The organism is uncultured Shewanella sp. (assembly GCF_947501225.1).
Taxonomy (GTDB): Bacteria; Pseudomonadota; Gammaproteobacteria; order Enterobacterales; family Shewanellaceae; genus Shewanella.
Genome location: NZ_CANMUW010000004.1, coordinates 305,974 through 330,537, shown reverse-complemented (window position 1 = coordinate 330,537; position 24,564 = coordinate 305,974). Strand labels below are relative to the sequence as shown.

General features: G+C 48.0%; 21 protein-coding genes. 11 read left to right on the top strand and 10 right to left on the bottom strand.

The window, feature by feature from the left end; all coding sequences use genetic code 11:
- Nucleotides 1-389 precede the first annotated feature (389 nt).
- The 3 genes from Q1B47_RS08755 (at nt 390) to Q1B47_RS08745 (ending at nt 3,938) form a co-directional block, all read left to right on the top strand.
- On the top strand, nt 390-1,481 hold the full coding sequence (locus tag Q1B47_RS08755; protein WP_299791805.1) for a PfkB family carbohydrate kinase: 1,092 nt from the start codon (nt 390-392) through the stop codon (nt 1,479-1,481).
- Nucleotides 1,475-2,389 (top strand): pseudouridine-5'-phosphate glycosidase, encoded by a 915-nt coding sequence (locus tag Q1B47_RS08750; RefSeq protein ID WP_299791801.1) that lies wholly within the window; start codon nt 1,475-1,477, stop codon nt 2,387-2,389. The genes Q1B47_RS08755 and Q1B47_RS08750 overlap by 7 nt, the downstream gene beginning before the upstream one ends.
- 265 nt (nt 2,390-2,654) lie before the next feature.
- Complete coding sequence (locus tag Q1B47_RS08745) at nt 2,655-3,938, top strand: dicarboxylate/amino acid:cation symporter (protein ID WP_299791798.1); 1,284 nt, start codon at nt 2,655-2,657, stop codon at nt 3,936-3,938.
- 47 nt (nt 3,939-3,985) lie between these two features.
- On the opposite strand, the gene Q1B47_RS08740 is transcribed toward Q1B47_RS08745, so the two are convergent.
- A complete protein-coding gene (locus Q1B47_RS08740; RefSeq protein ID WP_299791795.1) occupies nt 3,986-5,092 on the bottom strand; it encodes a GGDEF domain-containing protein in 1,107 nt (368 codons plus the stop codon).
- Between the two features lie 348 nt (nt 5,093-5,440).
- Here Q1B47_RS08740 and gltS point away from each other — a divergent pair, with 348 nt between their 5' ends.
- Nucleotides 5,441-6,670: a sodium/glutamate symporter gene (gene gltS, locus Q1B47_RS08735; RefSeq protein WP_299791792.1), complete on the top strand. Its 1,230-nt coding sequence runs from the start codon at nt 5,441-5,443 to the stop codon at nt 6,668-6,670.
- Nucleotides 6,671-6,799: 129 nt separating this feature from the next.
- Here gltS and Q1B47_RS08730 read toward each other — a convergent pair whose 3' ends face one another.
- The 3 genes from Q1B47_RS08730 to Q1B47_RS08720 all read right to left on the bottom strand — a co-directional run bounded on the left by Q1B47_RS08730 (nt 6,800) and on the right by Q1B47_RS08720 (nt 8,773).
- The gene (locus tag Q1B47_RS08730) at nt 6,800-7,315 is read right to left on the bottom strand and encodes an NUDIX hydrolase (protein WP_299791789.1); all 516 of its coding nucleotides are present in this window, start codon (nt 7,313-7,315) and stop codon (nt 6,800-6,802) included.
- A gap of 153 nt (nt 7,316-7,468) precedes the next feature.
- The gene (locus Q1B47_RS08725) at nt 7,469-8,188 is read right to left on the bottom strand and encodes a tRNA (adenine(22)-N(1))-methyltransferase TrmK (RefSeq protein WP_299791786.1); all 720 of its coding nucleotides are present in this window, start codon (nt 8,186-8,188) and stop codon (nt 7,469-7,471) included.
- 348 nt (nt 8,189-8,536) lie between these two features.
- Complete coding sequence (locus Q1B47_RS08720) at nt 8,537-8,773, bottom strand: hypothetical protein (protein WP_299791783.1); 237 nt, start codon at nt 8,771-8,773, stop codon at nt 8,537-8,539.
- 258 nt (nt 8,774-9,031) lie between these two features.
- On the opposite strand from Q1B47_RS08720, the gene Q1B47_RS08715 reads away from it, so the two are divergent.
- The 3 genes from Q1B47_RS08715 (at nt 9,032) to Q1B47_RS08705 (ending at nt 10,631) form a co-directional block, all read left to right on the top strand.
- On the top strand, nt 9,032-9,760 hold the full coding sequence (locus Q1B47_RS08715; protein ID WP_299791780.1) for a hypothetical protein: 729 nt from the start codon (nt 9,032-9,034) through the stop codon (nt 9,758-9,760).
- A gap of 202 nt (nt 9,761-9,962) precedes the next feature.
- Complete coding sequence (gene rsmS, locus Q1B47_RS08710; RefSeq protein ID WP_299791777.1) at nt 9,963-10,148, top strand: pleiotropic regulatory protein RsmS; 186 nt, start codon at nt 9,963-9,965, stop codon at nt 10,146-10,148.
- A gap of 222 nt (nt 10,149-10,370) precedes the next feature.
- The gene (locus tag Q1B47_RS08705) at nt 10,371-10,631 is read left to right on the top strand and encodes a hypothetical protein (protein WP_299791774.1); all 261 of its coding nucleotides are present in this window, start codon (nt 10,371-10,373) and stop codon (nt 10,629-10,631) included.
- A gap of 23 nt (nt 10,632-10,654) precedes the next feature.
- Here Q1B47_RS08705 and Q1B47_RS08700 read toward each other — a convergent pair whose 3' ends face one another.
- Nucleotides 10,655-11,311 (bottom strand): cupin domain-containing protein, encoded by a 657-nt coding sequence (locus tag Q1B47_RS08700; protein ID WP_299791771.1) that lies wholly within the window; start codon nt 11,309-11,311, stop codon nt 10,655-10,657.
- A gap of 244 nt (nt 11,312-11,555) precedes the next feature.
- Here Q1B47_RS08700 and Q1B47_RS08695 point away from each other — a divergent pair, with 244 nt between their 5' ends.
- Nucleotides 11,556-12,542, top strand: a complete 987-nt coding sequence (locus Q1B47_RS08695) for a sensor domain-containing diguanylate cyclase (protein WP_299791768.1) — start codon at nt 11,556-11,558, stop codon at nt 12,540-12,542.
- A 28-nt stretch (nt 12,543-12,570) separates the two neighbouring features.
- On the opposite strand, the gene Q1B47_RS08690 is transcribed toward Q1B47_RS08695, so the two are convergent.
- The 5 genes from Q1B47_RS08690 to Q1B47_RS08670 all read right to left on the bottom strand — a co-directional run bounded on the left by Q1B47_RS08690 (nt 12,571) and on the right by Q1B47_RS08670 (nt 18,255).
- On the bottom strand, nt 12,571-13,086 hold the full coding sequence (locus tag Q1B47_RS08690) for a hypothetical protein (RefSeq protein ID WP_299791765.1): 516 nt from the start codon (nt 13,084-13,086) through the stop codon (nt 12,571-12,573).
- A 69-nt stretch (nt 13,087-13,155) separates the two neighbouring features.
- Nucleotides 13,156-14,238 (bottom strand): M35 family metallo-endopeptidase, encoded by a 1,083-nt coding sequence (locus tag Q1B47_RS08685; RefSeq protein ID WP_299791762.1) that lies wholly within the window; start codon nt 14,236-14,238, stop codon nt 13,156-13,158.
- Between the two features lie 364 nt (nt 14,239-14,602).
- On the bottom strand, nt 14,603-15,187 hold the full coding sequence (locus Q1B47_RS08680) for a hypothetical protein (protein WP_299791759.1): 585 nt from the start codon (nt 15,185-15,187) through the stop codon (nt 14,603-14,605).
- A 37-nt stretch (nt 15,188-15,224) separates the two neighbouring features.
- Complete coding sequence (locus tag Q1B47_RS08675; RefSeq protein WP_299791756.1) at nt 15,225-17,366, bottom strand: LruC domain-containing protein; 2,142 nt, start codon at nt 17,364-17,366, stop codon at nt 15,225-15,227.
- Nucleotides 17,367-17,610: 244 nt separating this feature from the next.
- Nucleotides 17,611-18,255: a hypothetical protein gene (locus Q1B47_RS08670; protein ID WP_299791753.1), complete on the bottom strand. Its 645-nt coding sequence runs from the start codon at nt 18,253-18,255 to the stop codon at nt 17,611-17,613.
- A 208-nt stretch (nt 18,256-18,463) separates the two neighbouring features.
- Here Q1B47_RS08670 and Q1B47_RS08665 point away from each other — a divergent pair, with 208 nt between their 5' ends.
- From Q1B47_RS08665 to Q1B47_RS08655, 3 genes are all read left to right on the top strand, one after another.
- Complete coding sequence (locus tag Q1B47_RS08665; protein WP_299791750.1) at nt 18,464-19,744, top strand: serine hydrolase domain-containing protein; 1,281 nt, start codon at nt 18,464-18,466, stop codon at nt 19,742-19,744.
- A 525-nt stretch (nt 19,745-20,269) separates the two neighbouring features.
- Complete coding sequence (locus Q1B47_RS08660; RefSeq protein ID WP_299791747.1) at nt 20,270-21,334, top strand: efflux RND transporter periplasmic adaptor subunit; 1,065 nt, start codon at nt 20,270-20,272, stop codon at nt 21,332-21,334.
- Between the two features lie 3 nt (nt 21,335-21,337).
- Nucleotides 21,338-24,475 (top strand): efflux RND transporter permease subunit, encoded by a 3,138-nt coding sequence (locus Q1B47_RS08655; protein WP_299791744.1) that lies wholly within the window; start codon nt 21,338-21,340, stop codon nt 24,473-24,475.
- Nucleotides 24,476-24,564 lie beyond the last annotated feature (89 nt).

Below are 24,564 nucleotides of genomic sequence, written 5' to 3'. Positions count from 1 at the left end.
AGCTACGAGCTACGAGTGAAAGTGCCCCATGTAGGAGCGGCTCTAGTCGCACATGTTCCAGGGGCATGATTCACAAGTTCAGAGCTGCGGGGATCGAGCATATTAAGCAGAGCTCAGAACTCTCTAATCTCTAATCTACAAACTACAACCTAAAAACTACAATCTAGCTCTCCTCTCTTCGACTTGTCCTTGTTAAAACCTTCTGTCCATTTAGTGTGATGCCGTAATAATTTAGCCTTGGCTGAACTATTGCTGCTTCACACTTTTCACCAGGCAGTCACATTTTTTACTTGAACTTTATCTTTTTTGGGCATATTTTAGCTTTAAGCTTAAACTTAAGTTTGGTATCCAAACAAATGTTTGTTTGGCGTGTAACCTGGATGATAAAGATGACAGAACGCGAACTAGAGATACTGGCACTACTTAAACAAGACCCACTCATTGCGCAACAGAGCTTAGCCGATAAGTTAGGAATAAGCCGTTCCGCCGTTGCAGGGCATATCATGAACCTCACCAATAAAGGCGTCATTCGTGGCAAAGGCTATATTTTAGCCGAGTCCCGTTATGCGGTAGTCATAGGTGGGGCCAATATGGATATTCTTGGCCGACCACTGAACTCATTGAAGATCGGTGATTCAAACCCCGGCAGTGTGAGCTGTTCTCCCGGAGGGGTCGGGCGTAATATTGCCGAAAATTTAGCAAGGTTAGGATCTGAAACGCGGTTGATCAGTGCCGTAGGTAAAGATACCTATGGGCAGATGATCGTGAGCCAATGCCAGCAAGCCGGTATTGACATGAAGGGTTGTTTGCAGCTCAATGATGTAAATACCTCTACCTATCTATCGGTGCTCGATGGCGACAGTGATATGCATGTTGCTATCAATGACATGGCTATCTTAGAGCGTTTGAGTGTCGAGGTGCTTAAGGAGAAGGAGGAGCTGTTAAGGCGTGCAGACCTCATCATTCTGGATGCCAACCTTTCCGCCGAGTCATTGGAGTATCTGCTAAATAACTTCTCCGACAGACCCATTTTTGTGGATACCGTCTCCTGTGTTAAGGCTGAGAAGATTAAGCCATTTTTAAGTTCAGTACACACTCTGAAGCCCAATCTTAAAGAGGCTGAGCAGCTTAGTGGTCTCACCATCGAAGATTACAGCGAGTTACCCGGTTTAGCGAACTGGTTCCATAACCAGGGGGTTAAGCGAATTTTCCTCAGCCTGGGCAGTGATGGTGTGTTTTACAGTGATGAAGGGTCTCAAGCACTTATTCCCGCCATACCTGTCGCTATGGTCAATGCCAATGGAGCCGGTGATGCCTTCCTTGCGGGTCTGGCTCATGGCTGGATCCAGGAGTGGAGCATAGAGCATTCAACCAAGTTTGCCATGGCCGCAGCCGTTGTGGCCTTGTCACACCTTGCGACCATCAATCCAAATATGTCAGAAATTTCAGTAAACCGAATTATCAAGGAGTTAACATGTTAGAGCAGTACCTGGATATAAACCCTGAAGTCGCAGAGGCAATTGCAGCTGGCAAGCCAGTTGTTGCACTGGAGTCTACTATCATTTCACACGGGATGCCTTATCCGCAAAACGTAGAAACGGCTCTGAAGGTTGAGCAGATAATTCGTGATAATGGTGCGATTCCTGCGACGATTGCCATCTTGAAAGGGCGTTTGAAGGTCGGCATGACCCATGAGGAGATAGAGTATTTAGGTAAGGCGGGTTTAGATGTCATCAAGACCAGCCGCCGCGATATCCCCTTTATTGTAGCTAAGCAGGTCGATGGCGCGACGACGGTTGCCTCGACCATGATCCTGGCGCAGATGGCGGGTATCAAGGTATTTGCCACAGGTGGTATCGGTGGTGTTCACCGTGGTGCACAGCAGACATTTGATATCTCGGCAGATCTTCAAGAGTTGGCCAATACAGATGTGGCTGTGATCTGCGCAGGCGCGAAATCTATTCTGGATATCGGTCTGACGATGGAGTATCTGGAGACTCAGGGGGTTCCCGTTATCGGCCATCAAACCGATACACTACCCGCTTTCTATACCCGTGAGAGCGATTTCGGGGTCGATTACAGACTCGACAATGCCGGACAGATCGCCAGCGCGATGAAAGCCAAGTGGGAGATGGGATTAAAAGGTGGCGTTGTTGTTGCTAATCCTATCCCGGAAGAGTATCAGCTCGATCGCGGCATGATAGATAAGGTTATCCTCGACGCCGTAGCCGAGATGGACAGCAAAGGGATCTCCGGTAAAGAGTCTACCCCATTCCTGCTGGCCAAGGTTGCAGAGAAAACAGAGGGTACCAGCCTGAAGGCAAACATTGAGCTTGTGTTTAATAACGCTAAGCTGGCGGCTCAGATTGCCGTTGAGTACGCGAAGTAAACAGCAAGATATGTCTGTTTGACTCAGACTGGTTTTGTAACAAAGGCGCCTAAGGGCGCCTTTTTTGTCTCCAGCTTTTGAATGAAGCGGTTATACCGATTGCAGTTAAGCCAGATCTGAACCTATAGCCACAGAAGAGACGCCAACTTACCACTAAAGCCCGTAAAACAACTTCAGCGCTAAAGTTGAAGGTATTTGGTTGAATATTCAATTCTTGTCTAGGATTAGTGTACAGATATTATTCTGTCCGGTGGAGATAAACCTGATGAAGCTACATTGGCAGATCTTGCTCGCCATCTTATCGGCTATCTTAGTGGGTATCCTGACTGTCCCCGAGAGCGCGATATATGAGATTTATGATTTCATCGGCACTATGTTTCTCAATGCGCTCAAGATGGTCATTGTACCGCTGATCATGTCATCCATTATCTCCAGTATGGCAGGTTTAAACCATGGTGACAGTCTGGGGCGACTCGGGCTAAAAACGATGGCCTACTACACCATGACCAGCCTGCTGGCCATCTTGATCGGATTGACTCTGGTTAATATTACTCTACCCGGAATTATCGATGGACGAGCGGCGGGCGATCTGCTTAACCTTAATACCAACAGCGCCGAGGTTGCGTCGACCCTGAGTCAGGTTGAGGGGCGGGGCAGTAAAGATCTGGTTGAGATCTTCGTCAGAATGATCCCGACTAACATTGTTGAGGCGGCGAGCGAAGGTCAGATGTTGGGCCTTATCTTCTTTAGCTTACTGTTTGGCTTCTTCATGGGACGTGTCGAGGGGCGCAGGGGAGAGGTGCTGCGTGACTTTTGGAAAGGGGTTGCGCAGACCATGGTGCTTATTACTCAGTTTGTGCTTAAGTTTGCGCCACTGGGCATATTTGCATTGATTGCAAAGACCGTGAGCGCGACCGGTTTCAGTGCTTTTGAGCCTATGCTGGTCTTCCTGTTCACGGTGATCATCTCTCTGGCGTTACACTCATTTATCATTCTTCCCCTGCTGCTTAAATTTGTTGGCCGGGTGAGCCCGCTAAAACAGGTCGTGGCAATGTCTCCGGCGATGTTAATGGCGTTCTCGACGGCCTCCTCATCGGCGACACTACCTTTAACCATGCAGTGCATACAGAAGCGGGCCGGGGTGTCGAGAAAAACCGCCAGTTTTGTCCTGCCTTTGGGGGCGACGGTCAACATGGATGGCACGGCGCTTTATGAGTGTGTCGCCGCAATGTTTATCGCTCAAGCCTATGGCCTGGAGTTGGGTTTCATAACTCAATTTACCATAGTGATAGTGGCGCTACTCACCTCTATCGGAGTCGCGGGTATTCCGGCTGCCAGCCTGGTGGCGATTACGGTTATTTTAGGGGCGATAGGCCTGCCCCTCGAAGCGATAGGCTTGCTGCTGGTCACAGACAGAATACTGGATATGTTGAGAACATCGGTCAATGTATTCAGTGATGCCTGCGGAACCGTGATCATTGCAAAATCCGAGGGGGAATCATGGGTGCTGAGCCAAGAGAGTGAAGTGACGCGCGAAGTGGGAGAGTAGGCGCGACTATTATCTGTAAGACAGACGATAAGTCGCGCAAAAGTGGTTTACTGAGCGCTCCTGACACAGTTTTTCCCGGCTTGTTTAGCCAGATATACGCCATCATCAGCTAACTTTATCAGCTCATTAAAATGTTTCATCTGAACCGTTTTTGAAGCGATTCCGACACTGACGCTGCCCGGCCAATAGCCGTTACCGAAGGATACTCTCATAGAGGCGACCTTATCGTGAACCTGATTGGCAATGTACCTGATGCCGTCAATATCGGTTGCAGGGCAGATGATGATAAATTCATCTCCCCCCAGCCGGCAAACAATATCATCGGTTCGCAATGCGTGCTGTAACTCTCTGGATAATTCGCATAACACCCTGTCTCCGGCGTCGTGACCATAGGTGTCGTTAACGGTCTTGAAATGGTCCGCATCTATCATCATGCATGCCAGAGGTTGCCGGTTTTTACCGGACTCCAGCCAAAGCTGAGTGAGCTTTTCCATGGCGAAGCGTCGGTTGGGTAAGCCGGTTAAGGCATCGGTAACCGAGAGCTTTTCCAGGTGGGCATTGGCATCGAGCAGTTCTTGGGTGCGTTGCTGAACCTTCTCCTCCAGGGAGTGGTTAAACTCCATAAGCTGTTTGTTACGCTCCGATACCTGTTTAAACAGGCCGTTGAGCGCCTTAAGCAGCGGAGCGGTGGCACTGTCTGCCTGAGATTCCTCTCTATCATATGCCTGCGCAGCGGTTAATCCAGAATCGATAGCGGCTATCTGTCTGGCCATATTCTGATCGGCGCCTAATATATGGTAGGCCAACCATTGGGTCAGAAAGTCCAGAAGGTATTTCAGGGTAGCAGGGTCGTCGATAGAGATTGAGCTCTGAATAGACTCCATCTCAGTGAGAAAATAGTGATGGGCTTCCTTTTGTACCTTTACATGTCGCTCATCTACCCCTTTTAGTTGCATCAGGGCTTCTTCATCCTGAAAGTGATGCTTGGTATAGCTCCATAGTTCACCGAGTACCTGGTCGATGTCACCTAATTGCATCTTATTACTGGCGAGCATATGCCCGAACCGATTAATCAGATCGACAAGCTGGTGGTGTTGACTGTCAACATCATCCAGCCCTGTAACGAAGTGCCCATCCCACTGAAACGAATCCATATGATTTACAAATCCACTAATACTATTACTGACGGGGATTGTAGGTATACTCAATGAGATTATCTTTGTTCTGGCGCACAGTTTTATCAGCTATTATTACTCATTGTTTTTAATTGACTATTTTGTCTTTTGTGGATGATAGTCCGTTTTTAAACAGGTAGTTCAGATAGCCTTTATTCAGATGGTAACCGGACTGAGCCTCAATGGGACCTGCTTTTTATTTGATTCATGGTTCTGATTGAGGTATCAGCGGTAAAAAGAGTGATAACCTGCTGAAAGTTTAGATTTATGGCAAGTTCAGATGTTATAGTTTTGTAAATTGACAATTCGATTCAAAGGAGCGGTAAAATGGAAGCCCACATCCTTGAGATTAAAGATTTTGTCTCCTTTACCCTGGCTATCATAGCGCTATTTATCGGTAAAGGGATCATCTCCCGGTATGAACTTTTGCGTAAGTACAGTATTCCGGAACCAGTGGTTGGTGGTTTTGCCTGTGCAGCGGTTGTGGGGATCCTCTACTATGCTTTTGGTTTGCAGATAGAGTTTAATCTGGATGTCAGGGATATTTTACTGCTCTACTTTTTCGCCGGAATTGGTTTGAAGGCCGATTTCGCTACTCTGCTTAAGGGGGGGAAACCCCTGCTGATCCTGTTGCTGCTCTCCAGTGTGTTTATTTTTCTGCAAAACTTTACCGGAGTGACTGTTGCCAGCTTATTTGGTTTAGATCCCAAAGCAGGTTTGATGTCAGGCTCTATCTCGTTGATTGGTGGAGTCGGCACGGCAATGGCCTGGACCCCCACCTTTGTCGAGGAGTTGGGTATAAGCAATGCCAGTGAGTTGGGTATCGCATCCAATACATTGGGGCTAATCTCTGCATGTGTTATCGGCGGGCCGATTGCGGCTTATCTGATGAAGCGTCACCACATCAAACCCAATCTGGATGAGGAGCTCGATATCGGTGCCAGCCATAAGAGCAGTTCAAACCATATTCAGGTCGACTACTTTGGCGTGCTCAGGGCCTGGCTATGGTTAAACGTGACGCTCATTATCGGTTACTTCATCGATCTGGCGATGCAGGAAGCCGGGCTTAAGTTACCTATGTTTGTCGCCTGCCTGCTCGCCGGCATTATTATCGGCAATCTAGGTCGGGCACTTCTCAGTCGTAACAAGGAGAGAGATCTTACCTATGTCGAGGAGGCTTCCAGGGGGTTATCATTAATTCAGGATATCTGTTTAGGCATGTTCTTAACGATGGCCTTGATGAGTCTGAAGATTTGGGAGCTTGAGGGTAGTCTGTTTTATATCTCTGTCGTGATGTCGATACAGGTGCTGCTGTCTGTGCTGTTTACGGTCTTTATTGTATTTCGGGCCATGGGTAAAGATTATGAAGCGGCGGTTATCTGCTCCGGCTTTGGCGGGGTGACTTTAGGGTCTACGGCGACGGCGATCGTGAATATGACGGCGGTATCTCAGCAATATGGGGCGGCTCACAGAGCCTTTATTATCGTGCCCTTGGTGTGTGGTTTTTTCATCGATATCATCAATGCGATGATTATCAATCTGTTTGTAAGCTTCTAGCCGATAAGAGCTAGTTCATAAAAATCAGCTTATAAGAATGAGTTAACAGCACTAACCAGAACTACTGACAAGTGGAGAGCGATAGAGGCATTATCGCTCTTCCTACGGGGTATTAAGCGCAGCGCCGCTTCAGAGCAGCTCCTCTACAATCAACTTCAGCAGGAAGGTTTCACGTTCGATAGACATCCCTTTCTTTGGGCTGTTTGCCATAGTATGTTCGTTATGGGCTATCGCCTCATGAATATTGATCCATACCGGCTCCATGCCGTTTTGTATCTCATGCTCCTCAAGTCGTGTCTCACCCAGCTCTGGATGGATGTTACACACATAGCAGTACGACTCCATATGCACTATATCGTACTCCTCTTTATACCAGGGGCGGTACTCCTGGTATAAGCCAAACTCACTCATCACTTCGATGTGTTGCGCCCCGGTCTCCTCCTCTAACTCTCTGAGCAGGGCGGCTTCAATCTCCTCGCCGTTATCGATGCCACCACCGGGGATGCTGTAATCATGATAACGCTCTGTGTAGAGCATTAAGATGTTGTCACCATCTAAGATGATGCCTCGGGCGGCTTTACGGTGAAACTGTTTGCCTTCGAGTGTTTGAATATCGGGGTGAATCGTCGATCTTAATAGGCGCATGAGAGTATCTGCTATCACAAGGGATAAAATGGGTAGCGAGTATACCTCAGAGCGCAGAAGATTGTGCCGGGAATTCCTCTTCAGGACTCATCCCTTGTCACATTATCACCTTGAGGTAAAGGGAGCTCTGGATTGCGCTGCTCCCTTGGGGCGCTATTTTATCTGCTTTTCCAGGTCGCGGTAGTCATCGACGATCTGCCTAAGCATCTCGGTATCTGTGCCGGCATTTTTTTGCATGCGCTGATAATGCAATATTGTTTTGTGCAGATATTGCTTATCCGCATCCTGAGAGAGGTTCCACATGATGGAACCAACATTCACAATGGGGTGTTCGCTGGCGGTAGACAGGTGCATTACCTCATAGAAACGTCTGTTCTCCTGAATAAGGCACTCATCGAGAAGCCCCAGCTTCATCTTGGCTAAGTGTTGCCTCAACTTGTAGTTATGATGAACCGGGCAGAGGATAAACTCGAGATGTCTGTTGGGTGAGTTTGCCATAATAGCGTCGATTAACTCTATGAGTAGTTCACCGCCTACGCCTGCGATGATGATCAGGTGTGATTCCCCATCTTCATAGTCACAGAGCGGCAGATGGGCGACATCGATACAGTGTACTTGCCAATGACTTGGCTGTATTTCATCTGCAGGTTCAGTCGACTCGTTAAACTGATGAGAGGGGAAGAAGCGGCTGAGTTTTTTCTCGACTTCGACCATCAGCTCTTCGACGACATCGACGAAATGTATGGTGCCGGCGGCGCCTCTTTGAAGGAGTCTGGCCCCAAGTAGCCCGTGATCACAGCAACAATCCCAAATATGGTCATAGTGACTGTTTACCATCTTGTCTATCTGACTTAGTCTTTGGCTGATTTTCACCTGTCCCTCCTTAAAGCAACCGCATTAAATAACTAGTTTGTCGCCCGGTGGTTTACGCTGACATATCTGATATCTAATCGGGGTGGAGCTATTTTACAATAGGCCATTGTATAGCGTTTCTCCAATATAGAGTTGATCTGATGAGCTCTCCCCCTATTACTGAGCCATTGAGAGGTGAGAGTAGGTTGCAGGAAACTAAGAGGCGACGGAGATAAACGGCGGGTGAGTGGCATATGCGGTGTGCTGCACCTTATCCACGGCCCGAACACAGATATAGTGAAGCCTGTATCGGTGACATCACGACTATCTCATTCAGGCATACATAACACGCCTGCTATAGCAGCTTGGTTACAGCAGCTCTATCTCCAGTTCGATATCTGTACAATGCTTGTTGCAGAATACTCCGTACTTTTTATCGGTTCCGTTCTCTGTAGGCACTATCAACTTAAGCGGTTGATTACAGGTTTCGCAAAGCACCGTGTTGCCTTTGAATAGTCGCTTGATCAAATTCTTCTGTTCATTGAAGGATTTTGCGGTGGTCTTATTGATATTGGAAAAATCAATTTTTTGAGTTTCGGTAGTCATTAAGGTGATCTTATATATTCAGATATTGCTAGGAGTATATCCTTAGCTTAGGGGGGGATGAAACGGATTTTGACAAAAATTACGTCATAGCTGCCCTTTTTTACATATCTGTGGTTCGCAAATGTTCGAGAAATTCGGGTTTAAGCCTCATACTTAAGTTGTGTTTTGTCACCTGTTACCAATAACGCTGGCAATCTCATATACAATTCCAATAAATTTAATAAGTTATCTGGATGATTATTAGCCGCTGGAGAAAGAATGCTTCGAGCCGTTTGTGCCATACTCTGTTTTTCCTCATATATGCTTCAAGCCGAAGAGTCCAAGTCAGAAGGGGAGGATGTTCGGGCGCTTGAGGTTATAGCCATGGACTATGCCCCTTTTACTTCGAAAAATTCAGTTGGCAATGGTCTTGCTTTTAAGTTATTAACCGATGCATTAGATGGTGCCGTGCGGGTAGAACCCCAGTTTCTTTCTGCCGCGCGGGCTCACCGAATGGTCCGGGAAGGGGAGTGGTGTGCCAGCTTTTACCCGCCGCAAAAACCAGCCGATGAACATATTCTGGTTAAGTTGGCGAATGAGCCGATAAAACTGGGGTTATATCGGCGATGGGAAACCACATCATTTTCATGGAAAAACCTCGGTGAGTTGGCCGGTAAGCGAGTGGCCTACTTCAGGGCGCTTGAACGTGATGGTATAGGTCTGGAGATGACTCAGGCCGGCATGGATATCTTCAGCGTCGAGACCACAAGGCAGGGAATACAACTCCTTGCTAAGGGGAGAGTGGATTATGCCTTTGGTGATAATGTTTCGGGGCCGCCTTTAATGAGGGAGTTGGGTTTAGACCCTGACTATTACCAGTTTTCAGAAACTGTTTTCAGAGATCTTCCTGTAGCTATCTGGTTGAATCTGACCTGTCCTCAGGCGCTTTCGGCGTTTCACAATCTCGATAGGAGAGGTTATTCACAAATTGGCAGAGATGAGTTTTAGCCTTCACAACAGATGAAAGTTCGCTGTTATGGTTATCACACTCCAAAGTGACAGCTAACCTCTCGGCCATCAAACCTGTGGAGATACTTGTCGTCGGTGGCTTAAATACTTAAAATATCCGCTTTCAATGCGCTATCGTTCCCCTTTGGCGCTACAGCTTCAATATCCCATTATGAAACAGTGAACAGAAGAGCTGCATATTATGTCAAAAGAAGAAAATGCCGGTAAGAGTAGCGGCTCATCGATTGATGATGCGCCAGTAGACGTTCAGTTGGCTGTCGACCTTATCTATCTGTTTGAGAGTAATGATATAGACCCCCGGCTTGCGCTGTCTGCCCTGGAGATGGTTAAGTCTGATCTCATCGCTAAACTTGCGGTGTCTGAGTAACATTTGTTAAAAACTGTTCAAATACAGTTAGCTCCCTGTCTGTAACTTCTCCTGTACCTGTTCAATTACCGCTATCTTGATGAAATTTTTTTCAATCCTGTGCGGTCTCCTATACTAATGCAGCCTTACCATATGAGTGGCTCAGCTTTTTTTGTGCTCACTCTCTACGCTGCATGGCAAGACTCGGTTTGTGAGACAAACCGAACGGCTTGAGGAGTTCATATGTGCAGTACGCCAAAAACAGATCTGTCAGCGAAAATGCCCAAGAGACCATTTCGAAGTTTTATGGCCACCATGACACTCAAACAGCGTAAACGCTTTGCGCTGGTGGCTAATCGGGCTGAAGAGCGTCGTGCGATCAGAGATGAGTACCGCAGACGAATCGATCACAAAGCGCAATCTCAAAAGCTATCGCACCCATCACCCAGCCTGCTGGAGAGGTTGAGATCGCTCTGTGAACAGACGTTTAAGCTGATGGGGTAGCTTGTGCTGTCATCAGCTGTTCCTCAAGCCGGTAAATGCCCGACTTTAACCAGAATGATTGTTTCCCTGCTTACAAACGGTTGATGCACGCTCAGATGGGGGCTACGCATCCAGGTATTTGCCGGGTAGCTGCCATGTTCATCATTAATCTGTCCGCACAGTACTAATATCTCCTCCCCGCCGAAATGGCGGTGAGATTGAAAAGCCTCATCAGCAGACCATTTTACCAATGCGGTATGTTGCCCTTCAAAATCATGCAACTCCATGACCTTGAGTCCGCCAACTCCCGGTTGCCATGGTTGGATATTGGTATCGACACGTACTCGTTTCATGTCCTTGGGGTCGAATTGATTGAGTTTAACAAACAGTGTGCAACCGTCAGTACTGAATGGACGGTGTGAGCTACCCGGCGGATTACGAATATAGGTTCCCTGAGGATAGTCACCATCGTCATCGGAGAAGGTGCCCTCTAAGACAAATATCTCCTCGCCCATCGGATGGTTATGGGCGCTGAAATGTGCTCCGGCCTGATACCTGACTATGCTGGTGGCGTGGCCGCTCTCCTGATTTTCCCTTGCAAGAGGTTTGCGGCTGACTCCCTTTTGAGGGCTGGAAAGCCAGTCTAAGGTATTTGAGTCGACAACGACTCGTTTAGAAAAGTCCATATTGAGAGGTTGCATATTTCACCTTTGTTATCTCTTATGTTCTTCGAATCTCGAATCTCGAATCTATAAGTCTAATATCGATTAAACCTCAATCACACCCGCTTATGACGTTGCCACCGGCTCTGAGTAAAGTTGGATATAAGATGCATTTTATTTTCAGCATAATCTTCACCAGAGAGTGTGATTCCGTTAAACTAGCTCTGTTTACATTCTTGCTACATTTTGTTTGTTTTGATAGGAAAAGAGCCGGGTTGAGGATATGGAACACAAGCAAACCATAGCACAGCTAAAGCAGGAGATAGCCGACTTAAAGCGTGAGAACCTGAAACTTACAGCCCTAAAAGAGAGTGCGGAGGAGAAGCTGTCTGCGGCACTCGATGGGACAGGTCTATGCTTGTGGGAGCAATACATTCCCACCGGTGAACTGACAATTTTTAACCGGGAGTGGGGTGACCTCTTAGGTTACAGTGAGCAGGAGCTAGCGGCTCATATAGATAGTTGGAAAGGCAACCTGCATCCGGAAGACAGAGAGTGGGTGATCGCCGCATTTGACGACCATGTTCAAGGTAAGGTGGATACCTATCAAGCCGTGCATCGCATGATCCATAAAGATGGCAGTGTGAGTTGGGTGTCAGACAGAGGCCGAATTATCGAATATGGCCCCAAAGGCGAGCCGCTGAGGATCATGGGAACCCATATCGATATCACTCAGGAGAAACGATACGAATTGAGCCTGGCCGAATTGGCCCATAACGACCCGCTAACACACCTGTTGAATCGAAAGGCACTGGAGAAAGCGTTTTGTCAGCATCGTCTCTGCGGGCAGGTTGACTGTGGTGCCATGTTTTTTATCGATCTCGATGGGTTTAAGGCTATCAATGATAAACATGGGCATCGATTCGGGGATCTACTGTTAATCCATGTGGCTGATTTACTCCGCTCCACCGTGGGAGAAGATGTCCCCCTTGCTCGCATGGGAGGCGATGAGTTTGTTATTTTGCACCCGAGCTCAGATATCGGACTTCTAACTGATTTGGCCAAAAGGCTTCTGCAGCGATATCAATGCCCCGTACAACTGGACGGAAAACAGGTGTCAATAGGCTTGAGTATCGGGATCTGCCTATATCAATCAGGTGATGAGTTTATTACCGTGTGTGAGTATGCGGACAGGGCCATGTATGAGGTTAAGCGACAGGGAAAGCATGGCTATAGCTTCTGGCAGGAGCCCCTCGAGTGCACCGGATAGTATGAATAAGACACCAAACCGGTTGTTCTCAATATTTAATATCTATGTAAATATCCTTGCAGTGCAGTTCAAACACCTTGTAATGTTCAGCTTTATTTAACGGCACTTTTTGTGGCGCTGGCGTTATCGACCCTCGTTCTAACAACAGCTGCAGTGGCTTAAGTGCCACACGATATTTCCCCGAATCAAGTTGAAAAGCTTCCCTCAGATCAAGTTCAATCTCCGCCACTCCACCAGGTTCAATAGTAAGGTAGTCCTCTTCATCTGGCCTCCCACGTTTGGCCATAGCTCCCTCGTAGAGCACCGCTCTTCCTTCCTGAGTGAGCTCGATAAACTCACTGAACCATGCATCGAATGGGCTATGCCATTTCAGTAAGTGCCAGATGTCGCTGCCCCTGTTTGAAATGGAAAAATGCAGTATCGAACTTTTTGAGGTCTGGCTCAGGGAACATTCCGGCAGCATAGGCTCCTCGGCTTTAACCTGTATCATAGAGATTATCAACAGGAGTAGAGTGGTGATTATTTTGATACGTGTATTACTCACCGATCCGATTGTCCCAAAAAAGGGGCGGTATTAACCGCCCAAAGACAAGGTTAATTCTATCTTTTCAGATTAGTTCAGGTTTGGTGTATTTTCCGCAAAGTATTCGTGACTGTCGGCATTTTGAATCGCCTGATCCGGATCGCTGTCGGCTAATGCTTGAGCCCCGCTCTGACCATAAACCATATCATCGGTACCCGCTACGACATTGAAATGACTTGTTTCGTGGATAATGGTTCCACCTTTAGAGTCGGTTCCCGTTACGGGTGCAGACCAGAAGGCACTACACATGTAGATAGTATAAGGTTGAGTGGGGTAGACGTAGGCGAAGTACTTCTTCTTGCAGCTACAATCGAATGTCAGAGGCTCATTATTAAGCGCATCGTCTATCTTGTTGAAGTTATTGCTTACAGTGTTCCATCGTGATGAGTTGTAATCGCCAAACCAGGTACTGTAGCGCACAGAAGCAGTATTGTTGCCTGACAGGTGTTGCCTGGCGTCCGCCGACATCTCCTTTGCGGCGTCTAAGCCCGCTAAGATATCACTTTGCTGTGAGTTGCTGCAGCGTCCGCTGAAGCTGACGCCGTCAACCGAACCACCACCGTCACCGGTTCCCGGTTTCCCCTTGTTGGTGCCGGACTTGAGCTCTCGCCCTTCCAGATAAAAGCTTTCTGGGTCGGAGTGGATACCATCAATTCCCAGTCGTGCCAGTTTTTTTGCCTGTCCCGGGTTGGGAGCAAACAGTTGTATAGAGCTGACATCGTAGCTTATCTCGTAATTTGCGCTGGCCGACATGTCATAGAGTGAGGAAAGTTCGACATCGTAGGAGACGCTTTCACCGGCTTTGAGCTTGATATAGTCACTCTTAGTCGGAGCCTGGCGTTTGTAATGGGCACCTAAGTATTGGCGTGACTCCCCGTTGGCGGTGACATTAAACAGAGATTCCTCTACCCCTTCGGCGGCGGTATACCATTTTAATATCTTAACCGGAACCGGCTCTTCATTGGTTAAGGTCACCGTCACCGTGACATCGTCGCTGCTCTTATATTCAGTTTGGCTCATCGTTAGCTGGGCGTTAATTCCCTCTGCCAGGGCCGTTGTGCTCAGTAAACTTAGCGCTACCGACATAGCGGTAATTAGCTTGTTTTTATTCATTAAATTGTCCTCAGGATTATTTTTGTTTTTACTGCTTATTATTGGTGTTGCTTTTGTGTTGCAGTTTTGTTGTGTTTTTGTTGTTGCGAAAGGGGGTTTAATATGCTTTCTTTAAAAAACGCAAGCTTTGGCTGGTTTTATCTTTGGTTAAGTGGGGGCGTGGTGAAAGATAACTCTGTGTTTTCATGAGTATTCAGAACTTAGCGCAGGTACTGTTTTGTCTGTAGTGGCCCAGCGATCGGATAGCCACATTCAGCTATCCGAGGTGTTCATGCCGGGTGGGGAGTCATATTGAATATTTTTCTGAGCCCTGACATGTACGGGCTCAATCATGGGAGCTGTGGATGTAACTCATCGAGGTTGTTCATCGCGCCTGGTTTATCGTGAGTCGCTGTACCTGGGCTTGCTTATCATACTGCCAAATTTGATAGTGAGCAGCCATGCCATCGTAGTACCACAGTACGGCTATCAGTTGCCCATTATGATTGGCAATCTTTATCTCGGTATTGAGTTTACCGTCAGTAGTAGGCCCACGGTACTGACAAGATTCGAAATTTACCACGTAGTTATTTTTGTTGCTGCCACTGAAATTATCGCACAGAGAGAAGTATGCACGTTTCTGTGAGGCAATATCTATCTCGATCGTCAGCTCGAAAGCGGCCTGCATGGTATTGTCGGCATCGACAATCAGGTCGTCCAGTGAGCTTGGATCTGGTACCGGTTCAGGATCCGGAGTAACCGTGGCCGGAGGGGGCGTAGTTGTAGTGTCCGTTGTGGTGCCAGTCGTTGCTGTAGTACTTGCCGGGGTATCAGTGATTTCCGTTCCATCGTCACCGCCTCCGCCGCAGGCTGAGACTAAGATGGCCATAGCCATGATTATGACCCTAGGTGAGTTGATTACCGTGCGGCATAAAATACAGATGCTGCGCCGGGTGATGTTTTGCTTCATTATAAACTCCATGATCTGCTCCTTTATCCTGTTCCGGCTAATCCTGGAAAATCAGTGATGGGTTAGCGTTGAGGTACCAGTAGGGGTTAGTGTTCCCCGTTTTGTCCGCAGCAAAGTTAAGAAATTCCGAATAGGTAATATCTAACCTCTCTCTTTCGAGAGGGTGCTGCCAGCTCGTCGGGATCTCGATAGCCCAGCTCATACCATTTTCATTGAGAAAGTATTGGCCCGCATCGGGGTCGGACCTATCCTCTCTGGAACCGAAGTAAGCGGTGGCAAATTTATCGGTCGGCGCCTTGTTCTTGAGGTGGATCTCCAGCTTGCGTCCCGGCAGTTCACCGACGACGTTCTTGGCCGCTAAGCCGTGATCTGTACCCGGAGTGGCAAAGATAAAGGGGTCATAGGGAAACTCAGGCATCTGTGATTGGGCAATCGTAGTTTCGAAAGGAACTCTCATCTTCCAGGTTGTGCGGTAGCTGGTGCCGCAACCCGGCTCGGTTCTCAGGAAGCGACAACCATTTGAAAGGCTGACATGATCCCACAGGTCCTGGGTAAAGATAAATACGGCATTGGTTTGTCCGGACTCCAATGGGGAACTTGTCTGGGCGACCTCATCTATGCTCCACTCGATGGAGTCTTCTTTAACCTTGTCCATGGCTACACCGGGTAGCTGTATCGCAAATCCGTTATGGTAGGCGGCGCCCATGGCGGCAAGCTGAGCCTCGAATTCGACTCTTATCACCTGTTCACTCTTAACATATTCGATCAGCCTGAGATGAAAGATGACATCGTTCATATCGTAATCTTCCTGATCGGGGTAGAGGTCCTCATAGGCAACCGAGGTGTAGCTTGATGATGAGGGGTAGTAATTAATCGTGACACCGGTTTCGGTTATGGAGATCTGATGATCTTCCACCTCACCGTCGCCAACTCCTCCGGTGGGACCGATATCCGCCAGGCTGCTGTATCGGAATCTAGCCCAGGAGAGGCCCGCTTTCCCCCAGGTTGGCACATCTATACTCACGCTATTACTTCCGGGTGAGAGTGGGTACCCGGAAATCGCCTTTTCGTCACTGTCAAAACTGCCATCTTGATTCCAATCGAACCAGGCATTGAGATAACCGCCGGTGCCCGTGGCAGTTGCCAATATTATCGCCGACTCTCCCAATTCAAAGCCGGTAGGAAAGCTGATGCCATCTTCATCGTCTATTCCGTCACTGCTATCATCCGATAGCGGAGTCGGGTACCCATTGGCTTCATTGTCGACGAGCGACCCCAGATAGAAATTGTCAATAATCGAGTGCCTGGCACCATTGGAGCTCATGTAGGTGCCGTAAGAGTCCGGTGCATCACCGAAGTCTACATTTCCCCCGACGGGAACTTCGGCCAGGGCGCAGCGGGCACCATCATTGCTTGAAGATGAGGGGCCGTAGGCAAAAATATCTGCATTGGGGTTAGCCTCATCGACGTTGAGGCGATAGATCTTTCCGTCGCTGTTATTACTGAGATAGAGTGTTCCGTCAGGAGCGAAGAACTGGGCGCCGAAAGTAAAATTTGAACCGGCAGAGGTAACGACAACTCCTAAGTTGTTCGCCGAGCCATCTGAGGGATCTATCCGCAGCAGGCTACCTGTAGCCCCATTTGTCACTGCATAGATATAGCCATCACTGGGGTGAAAGGCAAAGTCGGTAATTTTATAGGTGGCATTGGTTGTGCTTCCGGGTACCAGTGACATCGAGTAGTTATTCGGGTCATCGAGTGGGATCTTAAATAGTCCTCTATTTTTTTTATAGCCATACCAAACATTTTCATCGATGGCGATATCACCCACGAAGAAGTTGCCGGCTGCGGCGGCCGAGGCATCTTTGGTGATGTTTAAAGGCGTGATTATGTAATCATCGCCAGTCTTGCCTAAGGTACTGCTTTGGTAATCCCAGCCATAGATATAGTTATCATGGTAATTAAACCCCACTCCGTTATAGGCTTTAAGCCGATTCATGTCGTTTGACAGTATGACATAGCTTCCCGTTGCCAACTCCACACCATAAGAGATGGGTACAGAGGAGGGGGTTTGTATGATAAATGCTTGAGTCGGGCAGGCGGCAAACTCTGCCGCCCAGGAGGTTCCATGACTGAGTAGTAAGAAGGTGGTAACTATCGAGCAGTATGCTGTTTTCATCGGGCATCCCTAATATCCATCATCTCTGTGTGGAGAGAGTAATGCAGAGGGTGTGCCAAACATTAAAGCCGTTAATTATCAATATTATAGGGTGGTTTGGTGGTGGTGTGTGTGCAAACTGCTAATCAAGTTGCAACAGAAGCGGGAGTTGAAAAGCGTTGAGTGACGCCGGTATCTGTAACGTGAAAAGATTATTCAGCACTGAGCCAGACTAGGCTCAACGCTGATTTATCGTCCGGTGGAGCTAGCTGGCGACGTAGTTACACCATTCACTGAGCTCACGGGGATCGCCGTAGGCTTTAAGCCAGCGAATAAAACTTTGCGGGCAACGGGTATTCAGGTTTAGCTGGCACCAGGCATCCAGCGCCGCCTGGGTGTTATAACCTTCATAGTAAGCATCGAACGCCTTATCTGAGTGCCGCCAGAATTTATGATCGATTCTGCCTCTCTCGGCCAAAAATGGGTGATCGCCTTTAGGTTGAACCTGCTTGCGAACGTGATTACTCAGATCATTTAAGATCCGCTGCAGCACATCTGCGCCAATCTCACTCATCTCAAGCTCATCGATCTTGTCGATATCCGCTCCCACCAGTAAATTGACCCGCTCGATTAAGTAGTCGGTATTGAGGGCGACAGCCATTTCATAAGCGAAGAGATCTAATTTAGCGAAGATGCGGTCTCTGTACTCCTCTTTGGAGAACTGCTTATCTTTAATCGCCTTGTTGTAATCTCTGACACCGGGGTGCTTGCTGACAAGCTCCTTCTGCAGTAACGGATAGTCACTCAGCTGCTCTTTTGGGAGTAACGACAACAGATTAACCAGCTCTGAAGTATTGACCATTAAGCTGCCAAGTTCTGCCTTAGCCTTAGGTGATAATTTTGCTGTCATCTTAGTCTCATAGCGATTTAAAAGTGACTCTAATATTACCCGTTTATCAAACGAGTGGATACATTCTATTACTAGAAATCACTATGAGGAAGCGAGTTTTATAGTGAAGTGCGACTCGGCATAGTGTGGCTCATAAAGATTGTAGCCTGATTTAAATCGTGTCGTGATTTAAAGCTGGGTTACCCGGTTACTTTTCAGGAGCATTCACATGAAGACAATAGCATCCTTACTCTTGTTAGCACTTCCCTTTGCCTTGACTCATCAGGCACAAGCGGTGGAGTTTAAGCCCGTTGATGACGCATTCGTTCAGCAATCGACCGCTTTTGGCGTCACTCAGGATAACTGGGATCATGGCGCTCACGCCGCGGCGACATTCCCCAATGCCTACCGGTTTACTCCTCACATGGAAGTTTCATTGCCTGTTGATGTTAAAGCTCGCCAGTGGCCTGAAAATTCTCAACCATTATTGCAATTGATTGGTGCCGATCTCGACGGTGAGCACAGCTTAGAGGTGCTGCTCAGAGATAGGGTGAAAAACCACTCTATGGTGGTGCTGAGCAAAGGGAGCTTAGTCCATCAGCACTTCTGGAATGGCTATGGCGCCGAACAGACGCATCTGCAGATGTCAGTAACTAAATCTTTTACCTCCCTGCTGGCCTCTATTGCCGTGGCGCAGGGGAAGCTGGATATGGACAGAGGCATTATCCATTACCTTCCCGGGTTGAAAGGTACGGGGTTTGAGGATGCGACGGTTCAAGAGGTTGCCGACATGCGCTCAGGCATAGGGGTTACCTTCAGCGAAGGCAAGCTGTGGGATGACCGCATGACTGAGGCACAAGATTGGAATGGTGACAGTAAGTATCCGGATATGCGCGGAGTGATGGATTACGCCAAAACGTTGAGTAATAAAAAACCTATAGGCAAGGTTTATGACTATCTGGATGTGAATACCGAGCTGCTGGGGAAAGTGGTTGAGAAGGTGCAGGGGCGGCCATTAGCCGAACTGCTCGAATCGCAAATCTGGAGCAAGATAGGTGCAGAGCAACCTGCCAAATGGATGAGCAACCGTAACGGTGAGGTTGTGGCGTCTGGAGGGCTGAATATGACAACCCGGGATCTGGCCAAGGTGGGTGAGGTCATCGCCAATAAAGGGGTTAACCAAAAAGGCGAACGCGTTATTCCCGTTGAGTTTATCGATGCACTCTTTCAAGGTGATGATAAGGTTCGTTTTGCCTGGCAACAAGGTAAGGAGGCTGCACTGGCATCGGGTTGGTATAAAAATCAATTCAGGGTACTCGATATCAGAGGGCATAAGTTTATCGCCATGGTCGGAATACATGGTCAGATATTGGTTATCGAGCCGAAGAGCCAGACGGTTATTGCGATGAACTCAGGTTTCGGCGAAATGGAGCCTCCACGCATGGCTATACTCATTTTCCAGCAAGTTATTCCTGCCATTTTAGATAAATTAGCTAAGGGAACAGCTTAGTAACAGTTTAAGGACTCTCTGAAGCCACGGATGGCCCCTTCGTTGCCCCTTCCTGTTTATTTGATTTGTCATTGTATCTATAGCTTGCCTGTTGGCAGGCCCCCTTATGAAGATAACTATCAAGAGCAGTTCTAACTCCTCCTTTTCTGTCAACCAATCAAATTTCAGCCTCTCTTTCACTGTTTTACTGCTAGGTGGTTGTATCCGACAGCGGTATCGTCATTTTATCTTCCCACCCTTTATCTGCCGGCTTCTCTGTTGAAGCCTTACTGCTTTATTAACATTCCTAATGATGCTTGGTGATTCCATTTTCTCTAATGTCGCAAGCATTGAAAAATCGATGAAATATCAAGCTGAATATTCAATGAATCAATGATTAAAGTCTGGATGTGACTGGCCGAAGGGCATGAGCGATGGAGCTGTAATAAGGACTATAGGAGTTTAACCATAGGCCATGACTATCTGATTAAGGCGCTATTGCCGATATCGAAAGCGGAGAACATCCTCTTTCTACCAGGAGATATAATGAAGAAACACACCCTAGTCGCACTCGTTGCACTGTCCCCGGCCTTGTTTTGTAACGCCCAAGCTTCTGAGCCCGACCTAACTCAGCTACCGGTGACTCAAGTTAATATCACTAGTACTAAATATGAGCCTATATTTCAGACAAAAACCTATAGCACAGCCTTAACCGCTTCTGAAAGAGTCCAGATCATCGCCTTAACGACCGGTCACCTGGAAAAGAAGCTGGTGAGAAATGGTCAAACGGTTGTGGAGGGCGATATATTAATCGAGTTGGAGGAAATTGATTACCTGGTTAACCATAAAGAGGCAATGGCAAATGTTTCGCTGGCTAAGGCTAACCTTAAAGAGGCCAAGTCAGCCTATGAACGTGGACTCAAGGTGCGTGAACATGGCGACCTGGCCGAGTCAACCTTCGATAAGATGGAGGCAACATTTGAAGCGGCCAAAGCACAGTTGGAATTGGCAAAAGCCAATGAACAGCGTGCCCAACTTGACCTGGACAGAACCAAGGTCAGAGCCAAGACCAGCGGAAAAATCACCTCTCTGTATGTTGATGAGGGGCAGGTCATATCTCGGGGTGAGTCAATCAGCTACATAGTTAATGATGCCATGATCGATGCCATCGTCGAGCTCCCCAGTAACGATCACTTCATTCAAAACATAGATAACTTAACCGCCGAACTGGTGGTGAATAATCAGGCTTATGCTCAAAACGGTCAGCTGTTTGCCGTAGATGGCGCCATAGACCCGAGTAAAGGTACCTTGAAGGTCCGTTACCGTTTCGACAACAAAGGCGATCTACTCGATGGGCAGTTTGCAAAAGTGGTGTTATCTAACATTGTAGATAGGGGCAACATTGTCGTGCCTCAGAGCGCAGTCCTGAGTGACCGTTCGGGTAAGTTTGTCTATCTGGTTGTCGATAATAAGCTCCATCTTCAGCGTGTGACTTCACTGGGAACTCATGGAATGAATGAAATTTTGCATGGGTTAAATGAGGGCGAACAGGTGGTCACTAGCGCGACCATGAAGCTGTACCCGGGTATGGATGTCGAGGTTAAGGGGTAAGTTATGAGTCGTTTCTTTATCAATCGTCCTAATTTCGCTCTTGTCATCGCCCTGTTTATGAGCATTATCGGCTTGATAGCCATCACCCAGCTTCCTGTGGGTCAATACCCTAATGTGGCGCCCCCAACTGTGATGGTTTACGTCAACATGGACGGAGGCTCAACCGATGTGATGCAGAAGTCGGTCGCATCGATCATCGAAAAAGAGGTCAATGGTGTCGAAGGCATGACCTACATGAAATCAAATATCGGTAATGATGGCAGCTATTCGTTGGAGGTCAGTTTTGAGATAGGTATCGATGCCGACAGGGCGGTGACCTTAGTGCAGAATCGGGTCAATAAATCGCTGTCCCGTTTACCAGAGGGGGCACGACGCTATGGGGTGACAGTAGAGAAGGTCTCTTCAGGCATGTTGATGGCCTTTAGCGTGCGTGATGACACTGGAAAGATGGATGCCATCGAGCTGTCGAACTGGACATCTGTGATGCTTAAGGAGGGGTTGCAGCGTATCTCTGGAGTCTCCCGGGTGATGGTTATCGGAGAGAAAAACTACTCGATGCGTATCTGGCTGGAGCCCTCTAAGATGAGCGCGCTGGGTATTGCAGTAGAAGATGTACAGGCGGCGCTATTAGAGCAGAACCAAATTTTGGCAGCTGGTCGCTCCGGTATAGAGCCCAGCGCAGGAGTGCACTCATGGGAGTATACATTCAAAGTTGAAAGCTCACTCTCATCGCCTGAGCAGTTTAGTGAGGTGATCGTTCGCTCGGATCAATATGGACTCGTCAAAGTCAAAGATATCGCAAGAGTCGAGTTGGGTTCGGTTCAATATTTGGCTAATACCTACCACAACAATCAGGCTGCCTCCACCGTGTTTATGTACCGTTCGCCAACATCGAATGCGATGGATGTGGGGAGTTCAGTGAAAGAGTACCTGAGTTCAGCAACTTTACCCGATGGGGTGAAAATCGATATACCCTATGATGGTACGGTCTTAGTCCAGGCGGCGATTGACGATATTTTTAATACCCTGCGTGATGCAGTTATTCTGGTAACGCTAATTACTCTGCTGTTCCTGCAGAGTTGGCGTGTCACCTTAATTACGGCGGCTGCGATTCCGGTCTCCTTAATCAGCACCTTTGCCGTAATGCTTGCGGCTGGCATGACCATAAACATCATCAGCATGTTTGGTTTGATCTTGGCTATCGGTATCGTAGTCGATGCGGCAATTATTGTGATTGAAAACGTCGAGCGATTATTGGAGGAAGATCTTGAGCTCAGTGTTAAAGATGCGGTATTAAATTCGATGAAAGAGGTCACGGGTCCCATCATCGCTTCCATGTTGGTGTTGTTATCTGTTTTCGGGCCAACTCTGTTTATGCCGGGCATGACAGGGATCTTATATGGTCAGTTTGGTATTGCCATCAGTGCTGCTGTCGTGATCTCCACCATAGTTGCACTGGTCTTGACACCTGTGATGTGTGTTTTATTGATGAAACGCGGTGAGTCGAAGAAGATCTGGTTATTCAGGGTGTTCAACCGTGGGGTCGATAGAGCTCGTGACGGCTTCGGTTCAACGGTTCAGTTTCTGGGGCGTCGCTTCGCTTTAGCTGGGGTGATCTTTGTGGGGTTACTCGGTTCCATCTATTTTTTGGGAGCAAATACCTCAACTGGTTTTCTGCCCGAAGAGGACAAGGGCACCTTGTTTGCCGTGGTGATGTTACCAGATGGCGCCGCTCTGCATAGAACCGATCGGGCACTGAAGTCGCTGTCTGAAGATGTTCAGCATATTGAGGGGGTCAAAACGGTGTTATCGGCGTCAGGTTTTAATCTGTTGACCAATACTTCGGGCTCCAATGCCGGGTTATTGTTGATTTCGCTTGATGAACTGGAGCTGCGTAATAGTCAGGAAGGGTTGGAACAATGGACTGTACTGGCACAAATTCAAGCTACTATAGATGCTAAAAATGAGGTGTATGGTTTTGCCTTCTCACCACCTGCTATTCCTGAGTTGGGTTTAGTATCAGGCTTCGACTTGATGTTTAAGGACAAGATGGGACGTGATCCCGTCGAGCTCGCCGAGGCGGCCAATACCTTTATTGCCAAGGTTAATGAAGATCCCAGAGTCGTAGGGGCCTATACTACCTTCAACGCTAATACGCCCAATGTGATGCTGGATATCGATCGTGAGAAGATCAAGATGTTGGGTCTGAATATGGATCAGGTGTTCAACACCATTCAGGCGCAGTTTGCCGGGGCCTATGCCGGAGAGTTTAATCGTCAGGGACGAAACTTCTATGTATTCGTTCAGGCCGAACAGGTGAATCGTAAAAATATCGAAGATCTCAATTATCTGACAGTTAGAAACAGTAACGGTGACCTTATTAATATCAGCTCCCTGGTGACTCCTAGAACGGTGTTCGGTCCCCAGGTCATTCAGCAATTTAACTTGATGCAGGCGGTGAATATCAATGGTTATCCGGCTCCCGGCTATGCCTCGGGTGATGCGATCGCTGCCGTTGAAGAGGCGGCGAAGGCTCTGCCACAAGGCTATGAAATCGAGTGGGCGGGTCTTACCAAACAGGAGTTAGCGGCGGGAGACTCGGCGGTTATCGCCTTTATGCTTGCTATCTTATTCACCTACCTCTTGTTGGTGGCGCAATATGAGTCCTGGGTTGAGGCCCTGTGTATCATCTTGTGTGTTCCGACAGCGTTGTTAGGTACTCTGTTTACTGTCTTTGCCATGGGAGCCGATATCAATATCTATGTCCAGATAGCTATGGTCCTCATGGTAGGAATGGCGGCGAGAAATGCGATTTTGATTGTCGAATTTGCCAAGCAGTTACGTGAAGAGCAGGGTTATGGGATTGTCGATGCCGCAGTGACAGCCACCAAGTTGCGTTTCCGGGCGGTAATGATGACCGCGATGAGCTTTATTCTCGGGCTGGTTCCACTGATGTTTTCCAATGGAGCGGGTTATGCCGCACAACAGGCTATCGGCTGGGCGGCCTGTGGTGGCATGATATCGGCGACCTTTATCGGTCTTATCGTTGTGCCTGTACTCTATATTATGCTGCAAACCCTACGTGAAAAGTGTGTCAAGGTTGAGCTGCAATCATCCGCAACCTTGGTACCTTTAAGCTAGTATTGCGCAGCTTTAATACCTTATCGATGCCAGCCTGACTCAGGTTGGCATTTTTCGTTAATTCTCGCTTTGTCGCTATCTTTCCGTCT

Excerpts from the sequence above, each read along its gene's own strand:
- Q1B47_RS08755 (WP_299791805.1), top strand. The coding sequence starts at position 390 with ATGACAGAACGCGAACTAGAGATACTGGCACTACTTAAACAAGACCCA.
- Q1B47_RS08750 (WP_299791801.1), top strand. The coding sequence starts at position 1,475 with ATGTTAGAGCAGTACCTGGATATAAACCCTGAAGTCGCAGAGGCAATT.
- Q1B47_RS08745 (WP_299791798.1), top strand. The coding sequence starts at position 2,655 with ATGAAGCTACATTGGCAGATCTTGCTCGCCATCTTATCGGCTATCTTA.
- Q1B47_RS08740 (WP_299791795.1), bottom strand. The coding sequence starts at position 5,092 with ATGGATTCGTTTCAGTGGGATGGGCACTTCGTTACAGGGCTGGATGAT.
- gltS (WP_299791792.1), top strand. The coding sequence starts at position 5,441 with ATGGAAGCCCACATCCTTGAGATTAAAGATTTTGTCTCCTTTACCCTG.
- Q1B47_RS08730 (WP_299791789.1), bottom strand. The coding sequence starts at position 7,315 with ATGCGCCTATTAAGATCGACGATTCACCCCGATATTCAAACACTCGAA.
- Q1B47_RS08720 (WP_299791783.1), bottom strand. The coding sequence starts at position 8,773 with ATGACTACCGAAACTCAAAAAATTGATTTTTCCAATATCAATAAGACC.
- Q1B47_RS08715 (WP_299791780.1), top strand. The coding sequence starts at position 9,032 with ATGCTTCGAGCCGTTTGTGCCATACTCTGTTTTTCCTCATATATGCTT.
- rsmS (WP_299791777.1), top strand. The coding sequence starts at position 9,963 with ATGTCAAAAGAAGAAAATGCCGGTAAGAGTAGCGGCTCATCGATTGAT.
- Q1B47_RS08705 (WP_299791774.1), top strand. The coding sequence starts at position 10,371 with ATGTGCAGTACGCCAAAAACAGATCTGTCAGCGAAAATGCCCAAGAGA.
- Q1B47_RS08700 (WP_299791771.1), bottom strand. The coding sequence starts at position 11,311 with ATGCAACCTCTCAATATGGACTTTTCTAAACGAGTCGTTGTCGACTCA.
- Q1B47_RS08695 (WP_299791768.1), top strand. The coding sequence starts at position 11,556 with ATGGAACACAAGCAAACCATAGCACAGCTAAAGCAGGAGATAGCCGAC.
- Q1B47_RS08685 (WP_299791762.1), bottom strand. The coding sequence starts at position 14,238 with ATGAATAAAAACAAGCTAATTACCGCTATGTCGGTAGCGCTAAGTTTA.
- Q1B47_RS08680 (WP_299791759.1), bottom strand. The coding sequence starts at position 15,187 with ATGAAGCAAAACATCACCCGGCGCAGCATCTGTATTTTATGCCGCACG.
- Q1B47_RS08675 (WP_299791756.1), bottom strand. The coding sequence starts at position 17,366 with ATGAAAACAGCATACTGCTCGATAGTTACCACCTTCTTACTACTCAGT.
- Q1B47_RS08670 (WP_299791753.1), bottom strand. The coding sequence starts at position 18,255 with ATGACAGCAAAATTATCACCTAAGGCTAAGGCAGAACTTGGCAGCTTA.
- Q1B47_RS08665 (WP_299791750.1), top strand. The coding sequence starts at position 18,464 with ATGAAGACAATAGCATCCTTACTCTTGTTAGCACTTCCCTTTGCCTTG.
- Q1B47_RS08660 (WP_299791747.1), top strand. The coding sequence starts at position 20,270 with ATGAAGAAACACACCCTAGTCGCACTCGTTGCACTGTCCCCGGCCTTG.
- Q1B47_RS08655 (WP_299791744.1), top strand. The coding sequence starts at position 21,338 with ATGAGTCGTTTCTTTATCAATCGTCCTAATTTCGCTCTTGTCATCGCC.